Below are 7596 nucleotides of genomic sequence, written 5' to 3'. Positions count from 1 at the left end.
GTCTGGAACTGGGTTCGGTCTGGTCCCGTCTGGGTTCCGAAGTGGTTGTTCTGGAAGCCCTGGAGAAGTTCCTGCCAGCGGCTGACGACGCCGTTTCCAAAGAAGCCTACAAGACCCTGACCAAACAAGGTCTGGACATCAAGCTGGGCGCTCGCGTCACCGGTTCCAAAGTGAACGGCAACGAAGTTGTCGTGAACTACACCGATGCCAATGGCGAACAGAACATCACGTTCGACAAGCTGATCGTTGCCGTTGGTCGCCGTCCAGTGACCACCGAACTGCTGGCATCTGACAGCGGTGTGAACATCGACGAGCGCGGTTTCGTTTTCGTTGACGACCAGTGCGCCACCAGCGTACCGGGCGTTTACGCGATCGGCGACGTGGTTCGCGGCATGATGCTGGCGCACAAGGCGTCCGAAGAAGGCATCATGGTGGTTGAGCGCATCAAGGGCCACAAAGCCCAAATCAACTATGACCTGATCCCGTCTGTTATTTATACTCACCCGGAAATCGCGTGGGTCGGCAAAACCGAGCAGACCTTGAAAGCTGAAGGCGTTGAAGTTAACGTCGGCACTTTCCCGTTCGCAGCCAGTGGCCGTGCCATGGCAGCAAACGATACCGGCGGTTTCGTGAAAGTCATTGCTGATGCCAAGACTGACCGCGTATTGGGCGTCCACGTGATTGGCCCGAGCGCTGCAGAACTGGTTCAGCAGGGCGCGATCGGCATGGAATTCGGCACCAGCGCTGAAGACCTGGGCATGATGGTTTTCTCCCATCCGACCCTGTCCGAAGCCTTGCACGAAGCAGCTTTGGCTGTGAATGGCGGCGCCATCCACATCGCCAACCGCAAGAAGCGTTAAGACAAGACAATAAGAAACCACGGCGGAAGGCCCGTCGTGAGCCTTGCGTGCAAGACTCACCGCGGAATGTCCGCCGGACGCAGCCTTGCGTAGTCTCACCGGTTATCCGGAACACCTACGCAAGCAGCAGTCACAGGTGGTGCGGCACTTGAACAAGTGCAGCACCGAATGCGCAGTACCTAACGAAGACGGTAATTAGCATGAATCTTCACGAGTATCAGGGTAAGCAGCTGTTCGCTGAATACGGGCTGCCAGTATCCCAGGGTTTCGCCGTAGACACCCCGGAAGCAGCAGCAGAAGCGTGCGACAAAATCGGCGGGACCGAATGGGTTGTCAAAGCCCAGGTTCACGCAGGTGGTCGCGGTAAAGCGGGCGGCGTTAAGCTGGTTCGCAGCAAAGAAGACGCCAAAGCATTCGCTCAACAGTGGTTGGGCAAGCGTCTGGTGACTTACCAGACTGATGCCAATGGTCAGCCAGTCACCAAGATCCTGGTTGAATCGTGCACTGATATCGCTAAAGAGCTGTACCTGGGCGCTGTCGTTGACCGTTCGAGCCGTCGCATCGTGTTCATGGCTTCCACCGAAGGTGGCGTGGACATCGAGAAAATCGCTCACGACACCCCTGAGAAAATCCTCAAGGCCACTATCGATCCACTGGTTGGCGCTCAGCCATTCCAGGGTCGCGAGCTGGCATTCCAGCTGGGTCTGGAAGGCAAGCAAGTTGCTCAGTTCGCCAAGATCTTCGTAGGTCTGGCCAAGCTGTTCAAGGATCACGACCTGGCTCTGCTGGAAGTGAACCCGCTGGTGATCAAGGCTGACGGCGATCTGCATTGCCTCGACGCCAAGATCAACATCGACGCCAACGCCATGTACCGTCAGCCTAAGCTGAAGACTTTCCACGATCCGTCGCAAGACGATCCGCGCGAAGCGCACGCTGCCAAGTTCGAACTGAACTACGTAGCGCTGGAAGGCAACATCGGTTGCATGGTCAACGGTGCTGGCCTGGCCATGGGTACCATGGACATCGTCAACCTGCATGGCGGCAAACCAGCCAACTTCCTCGACGTGGGCGGCGGTGCTACCAAAGAACGCGTTACCGAAGCGTTCAAGATCATCCTGTCCGACACTAACGTCGCTGCAGTATTGGTCAACATCTTCGGCGGCATCGTTCGTTGCGACATGATTGCCGAAGGCATCATCGGCGCTGTGAAAGAAGTCGGCGTGAAAATCCCGGTTGTTGTTCGCCTTGAAGGCAACAACGCTGAGCTGGGCGCTAAAGTACTGGCAGAAAGCGGTTTGAACATCATCGCTGCTACCAGCCTGACCGACGCTGCTCAACAAGTTGTCAAAGCTGCGGAGGGCAAATAATGAGCGTCCTGATCAATAAAGACACCAAAGTTATCTGCCAGGGTATTACCGGTTCGCAAGGTAGTTTCCACACCCAGCAAGCCATCGAATACGGCACCAAGATGGTGGGTGGCGTAACTCCTGGCAAAGGCGGCACCGAGCACCTGGGTCTGCCAGTGTTCAACACCGTGAAAGATGCTGTAGCTGCCACTGGCGCCACCGCCAGCGTGATCTACGTTCCAGCTCCTTTCTGCAAGGACTCCATCCTGGAAGCAGCATTCGGCGGCATCAAGCTGATCGTTTGCATCACTGAAGGCATTCCTACCCTGGACATGCTGGATGCCAAGGTCAAGTGCGACGAGCTGGGCGTAGTCCTGATCGGTCCTAACTGCCCAGGCGTGATCACTCCAGGCGAATGCAAGATCGGCATCATGCCAGGTCACATTCACTTGCCAGGCAAGGTCGGTATCGTTTCCCGTTCCGGCACCCTGACCTACGAAGCTGTGAAGCAGACTACTGACGCCGGTTTCGGTCAGTCGACTTGCGTCGGCATCGGCGGTGACCCGATCCCGGGCTCGAACTTCATCGACATCCTGAAGCTGTTCCAGGAAGACCCGAAGACCGAAGCGATCGTGATGATCGGTGAGATCGGCGGTTCGGCTGAAGAAGAAGCGGCTGCCTACATCAAGGCACACGTGACCAAGCCGGTTGTTTCCTACATCGCTGGTGTGACTGCCCCTGCGGGCAAGCGCATGGGCCATGCTGGCGCAATCATCTCTGGCGGCAAAGGCACTGCAGACGAGAAGTTTGCTGCCCTGGAAGACGCAGGCGTTAAAACCGTGCGTTCGCTGGCAGACATCGGCAAGGCTTTGTCCGAGCTGACCGGTTGGGCGATCAAGTAAGCCTCGCGCTTATCTGACGCTTCACCAGACAAAGGCCACCTTCGGGTGGCCTTTGTCATTTGCGAAGATCAAAAGATCGCAGCCTCGTTGCACTCGACAGCTCCTACAAGGTTTCGTATCCCCTGTAGGAGCTGTCGAGTGCAACGAGGCTGCGATCTTTTGACCTTTATATATGTAAACGCGACACGGTAATGTCGTGTATCGGATACTTCGCACCCTAACAGTGCGTTTGTCGGGCAAATTCGTTAGGCTAGCAGCCATTTTTGCGTCCGCGACCCACAAGGTTGCTACGCGCTAAACGGGTCAGTCCTATACGGACCGACAGCATTTCCCTCACCCCTCAGGGAAATCCCTCTCTAAATTCCGATTCAGTAGTGTGGTATTTCCTTAATGAAAGTGTTGAAAGGCCAGGACATCCTGGCACTTGGTTTTATGACGTTTGCCCTGTTTGTCGGGGCTGGCAACATCATCTTCCCGCCTATCGTCGGTTTGCAGTCCGGTCCAAATGTCTGGATGGCGGCGCTGGGTTTTCTGATCACTGCGGTCGGTCTGCCGGTGATCACCGTCGTCGCCTTGGCCAAGGTCGGTGGCGCCATGGATGCCTTGAGCAGCCCGATAGGGAAAGTCGCCGGTGGCCTGCTGGCTGCTGCGTGCTACCTCGCTGTCGGCCCGCTGTTCGCGACACCGCGCACTGCCAGCGTGTCATTCGAAGTCGGCTTGGCGCCGCTGACCGGCGAGAGCCCGCTGGCGCTGTTCCTCTACAGCTCGGTGTACTTCCTGCTGGTGTTCTTCATCTCGCTCTATCCGGGTCGGCTGCTGGATACCGTAGGACGTTTCCTCGCGCCGCTGAAGATCATCGCGCTGGCCGCGCTCGGCATCGCCGCGTTTGCATTGCCGGCCGGTGATGTCGGCGTGGCCACCCCGGAATACGTGGCGGCACCGTTCTCCCAAGGCTTCATCAATGGTTACCTGACCATGGATACTTTGGGCGCGCTGGTGTTCGGTATTGTCATCGTCAACGCAATCCGCTCCCGTGGCGTCGAGTCGCCAGTGTTGATTACCCGTTACGCGATCATCGCCGGGCTGATTGCCGGCGTGGGTCTGGCGCTGGTTTACGTCAGCCTGTTCCGTCTCGGTTCGGGCAGCCATGAAGTGGCCGCGGGTGCCACCAACGGCGCGGCGGTGTTGCACGCTTACGTGCAACACACCTTCGGCTCTCTGGGCAGCGGTTTTCTGGCGGTGCTGATCTCCCTTGCCTGCCTGGTGACGGCGGTGGGTCTGACATGTGCCTGCGCCGAATACTTCAGCCGTGTGCTGCCGCTGTCCTACAAGACATTGGTCATCATCCTGGCCGCGTTCTCCCTGCTGGTGTCCAACCTGGGCCTCACCAAGCTGATTGCGTTCTCGATCCCGGTGCTGACCGCGATCTACCCGCCGTGCATTGCCCTGGTCGCCCTGAGCTTCTGCAAGGACTTCTGGCATGAGCAGGGCCGCATCGTCGGTCCGGTGATGCTGGTGTCGTTCATCTTCGGTTTGATCGACGCCCTCAAGGGCGCGGGTCTGGCGGACTGGATGCCGACTCAGTTGTCCCACCTGCCGCTGAGCGAGCAAGGCCTGGCCTGGCTGGTGCCGTCGGTCATGACCCTGGTTGTCGCGGTGGTTTGCGATCGTATGCTGGGCAAGCGCGAAGAAGCACTGGCTTAAGCCGCTTCATCGCCCGTCACAAGCGGGCTGTGAACACACATGGAAATGCCCCGTATCAATCGATACGGGGCATTTTTTATGGGCTTGTACAAATCTAATGTGGGAGCGAGCTTGCTCGCGATGAGGGCATAACATTCAATAGTGATGCCGACTGATAGTCCGCCATCGTCGGATCGCCGCCCGGAGCAAGCTCGCTCCCACAAGAATTTCGCTACTCCACAAACACATCACAAGGACCTGCATGTCGTTCATCCACGCCAACATGATCCACATCCTCGCCGCGCTCTGGTTCGCCATCTGCTGGGGCGGCTACACCCGTTATGCGACGTGGAAAGGCCGCGACACCGCGTGCCTGGCCAGCGTGCTGCACCTTTATCGCGAAGACTGGATGCGTCGCATGCTGTTGCGCGACAACCGCATCGCTGACGCCAGCGTGATCGGTAACCTGGAGCGCAACGCCTCGTTCTTCGCCTCCAGCACACTGATTATCCTGGCCGGCATTCTCACGGTGCTCGGAGCCTCCGAACGGGCAGTGTCGTTGTTGGCGGATATCCCGATGGTGCAACAGGCGTCCCAGGGAATGTCGGAGATCAAGTTGCTGTGCCTGGCGCTGGTGTTTGTCTATGCGTTCTTTACGTTCAGCTGGTGCATGCGCCAGTACAACTTTGCGGCCATTCTGGTGGGCTCGGCGCCTATGGTCGGTGAGCGTCACGTTTCCGAACAAGAGCGCAAAGCCTTTGCTGCCCGGGCGGCCCGCGTCATTTCCATGGCCGCCAACCAGTTCAACTTCGGACTGCGCTCTTACTACTTCGGCATGACCATGCTGGCCTGGTTCGTCAGCCCGTGGTTGTTCATGTTGATGAGTGCCGGCGTGGTGCTGGTGTTGTACCGCCGGGAGTTTCATTCCGACGTTCTCGACGTGATGGTCTATACACCTACAGAGGCGCCATTGCCCGAGGCGATTAAAGAGGCTGTTTGATGAGTATTCCGTTCTGGTGTGTGTTTATCAGTGCCTTGCTGATTTTTGTGGCAAAAATTCCCGTGGCCAAGGCGATGAATGACCAGGGTGGTTATGACAACCATCTGCCGCGTCAGCAACAGGCGCAACTGACAGGCTTTGGTGCCCGTGCGTTGGCGGCTCATCAAAACTGTTTTGAGGCGTTCATTCTGTTCGCGGTGGGGGTGTTGATGGCGCACACCACGCAGACAGCGGGGTGGCTGATCGACTTACTGGCAATCATCTTCGTGATTACGCGAATCATTTATTTGCTGTGCTATTGGGTTGATCTGGCCTGGCAGCGGAGCCTGGTATGGTTCGTCGGACTAGTGTGTTCGTTGCTGTTGATGATTAGTCCGACTTTTAAAACTATTTTGCTGTAACGCCTGCAGTGCAAAAAACAGAAGGCAAAAGAAAACCCGCACTTGGCGGGTTTTCTTTATCACGCTAAAAACTGTTTTAGTTTTTAGGTGCTTCTTTTGCTGCCGCTGCATCCGATTCAGCCTGAGCTTTGGCGGCTTCGGCGTTTTCTTTCGCAGCGTCGTTCACTTTATCCTGAGCTTTGCTCATGTCTTGCTGAGCTTGCTCAGCATGTTTGGCAGCATCTTGAGCTTTGTCCTCGGATTTTTTATCGCAGGCTGCGAGACCGAGGGAAGCGGTCAACATCAAGGCAACAGCTAAAGTCTTACGCATGGGGTGTTTCTCCTTATGGAAAATATCTACTGACCTTAAGAGCACAGCCCATAGCGTTAAGTTCCTCAAATCATACAGATATATAAGTTTATTCCGACGGGAACTTTTACTGAAACGCCTAGTGCGTTACCTGAACACTAAGAAGAGTTTTATCAAAATGGCCGAAAACCCCGTTTTTGAGCGCGCTACACGATTTCTATCGGCGCTGCGACATTGTCAGGTACTTGGGCTGCGGGTTCACAGCGCCAGTAGCGAAGGCCTGACGGTCATCTTGCCGTACAGTCCTAAAATTGTTGGCAACCCGCAAACCGGCGTGATTCATGGCGGGGCGCTGACCTCGCTGATGGACACGGCCTGCGGCATGTCCACCCTCTGCGTGCTGCCCGAGTTCGAAGTTTGCCCGACCCTCGACCTGCGCATCGACTACATGCACGCCGCCGAGCCGCATAAAGATGTCTACGGTTTTGCCCAGTGCTACCGGGTGACCACGGATGTGATCTTTGCTCGCGGTTTCGCCTATCAGGACGATCCTGAGCAGCCCATCGCCCATGTAGTGGGCACCTTCATGCGTATGGGCAAAGCGATCAAAGGCACCAAAGGCTTTGGCGGCGTCATCGCAGGAGGTGCGAAATGACCGATTCCTTCAAGGAACAACTTCAGCAGGCACATGAGCAGGGCGACTACGCTTCGCTGCTGCACCTGATTCCCTACGCCAAATTGATCGGCATCGAATGTTCGCGGGTGGGGGATGATCTGCTGTTTCGATTGCCGGCCAACAAGGACAACATTGGTAACCCTTTATTGCCGGCGATTCATGGTGGCGTGATTGCCGGGTTCATGGAGCTGTCCGCAGCGCTGCACCTGCTGATTTTCACCGGTTCGCCGGGTGTGCCGAAGATCATCGATTTCTCCCTCGACTATCTGCGCGCCGGGCAGTTTCGCGACACCTGGGCCAGATGCCAGGTTTGCCGGCAGGGTCGCCGGGTCGCCAACGTTGCGATTACGGCCTGGCAAAGCACTGAAGCCGAACCGATTGCCACAGCCCGCGCCCATTTCAAAATTGAAGAGCCCTTGAAATCCTGAACTCAGCCCCC

9 protein-coding genes are annotated in these 7596 nt (G+C 56.9%); 8 read left to right on the top strand and 1 reads right to left on the bottom strand.

Features of this window, described 5'->3' with window-relative positions:
• The 6 genes from WLY71_RS05580 to WLY71_RS05555 all read left to right on the top strand — a co-directional run.
• Positions 1 to 860: FAD-dependent oxidoreductase (locus WLY71_RS05580; RefSeq protein ID WP_347802798.1), on the top strand; the 860-nt coding region annotated here is incomplete at its 5' end.
• 200 nt (positions 861 to 1060) lie between these two features.
• Positions 1061 to 2227: an ADP-forming succinate--CoA ligase subunit beta gene (gene sucC / locus WLY71_RS05575; RefSeq protein WP_008148602.1), complete on the top strand. Its 1167-nt coding sequence runs from the start codon at positions 1061 to 1063 to the stop codon at positions 2225 to 2227.
• The gene (gene sucD, locus WLY71_RS05570; RefSeq protein ID WP_008148605.1) at positions 2227 to 3108 is read left to right on the top strand and encodes a succinate--CoA ligase subunit alpha; all 882 of its coding nucleotides are present in this window, start codon (positions 2227 to 2229) and stop codon (positions 3106 to 3108) included. The genes sucC and sucD overlap by 1 nt, the downstream gene beginning before the upstream one ends.
• Before the next feature lie 390 nt (positions 3109 to 3498).
• Entirely contained in the window at positions 3499 to 4812 is a 1314-nt protein-coding gene (gene brnQ, locus WLY71_RS05565; RefSeq protein WP_347802797.1) for a branched-chain amino acid transport system II carrier protein, read from the top strand.
• Positions 4813 to 5053: 241 nt separating this feature from the next.
• On the top strand, positions 5054 to 5791 hold the full coding sequence (locus tag WLY71_RS05560) for a DUF599 domain-containing protein (protein WP_008148609.1): 738 nt from the start codon (positions 5054 to 5056) through the stop codon (positions 5789 to 5791).
• Positions 5791 to 6192, top strand: coding sequence for an MAPEG family protein (locus WLY71_RS05555; protein ID WP_283183614.1), 402 nt, complete (start codon positions 5791 to 5793; stop codon positions 6190 to 6192). The genes WLY71_RS05560 and WLY71_RS05555 overlap by 1 nt, the downstream gene beginning before the upstream one ends.
• Before the next feature lie 76 nt (positions 6193 to 6268).
• On the opposite strand, the gene WLY71_RS05550 is transcribed toward WLY71_RS05555, so the two are convergent.
• The gene (locus tag WLY71_RS05550; RefSeq protein WP_283183615.1) at positions 6269 to 6502 is read right to left on the bottom strand and encodes a hypothetical protein; all 234 of its coding nucleotides are present in this window, start codon (positions 6500 to 6502) and stop codon (positions 6269 to 6271) included.
• A gap of 157 nt (positions 6503 to 6659) precedes the next feature.
• On the opposite strand from WLY71_RS05550, the gene WLY71_RS05545 reads away from it, so the two are divergent.
• Together WLY71_RS05545 and WLY71_RS05540 are read left to right on the top strand one after the other, a co-directional pair.
• Positions 6660 to 7136, top strand: coding sequence for a PaaI family thioesterase (locus WLY71_RS05545; RefSeq protein WP_347802796.1), 477 nt, complete (start codon positions 6660 to 6662; stop codon positions 7134 to 7136).
• Positions 7133 to 7585: a PaaI family thioesterase gene (locus WLY71_RS05540; RefSeq protein WP_033055881.1), complete on the top strand. Its 453-nt coding sequence runs from the start codon at positions 7133 to 7135 to the stop codon at positions 7583 to 7585. The genes WLY71_RS05545 and WLY71_RS05540 overlap by 4 nt, the downstream gene beginning before the upstream one ends.
• The last annotated feature ends 11 nt before the right edge of the window (positions 7586 to 7596 follow it).

This window comes from Pseudomonas rossensis, assembly GCF_039888995.1.
In the GTDB taxonomy this organism is placed as follows: domain Bacteria; phylum Pseudomonadota; class Gammaproteobacteria; order Pseudomonadales; family Pseudomonadaceae; genus Aquipseudomonas; species Aquipseudomonas rossensis.
Note: the sequence above shows the minus strand (reverse complement) of the source record. Positions and strands in the feature narration are given on the sequence as shown.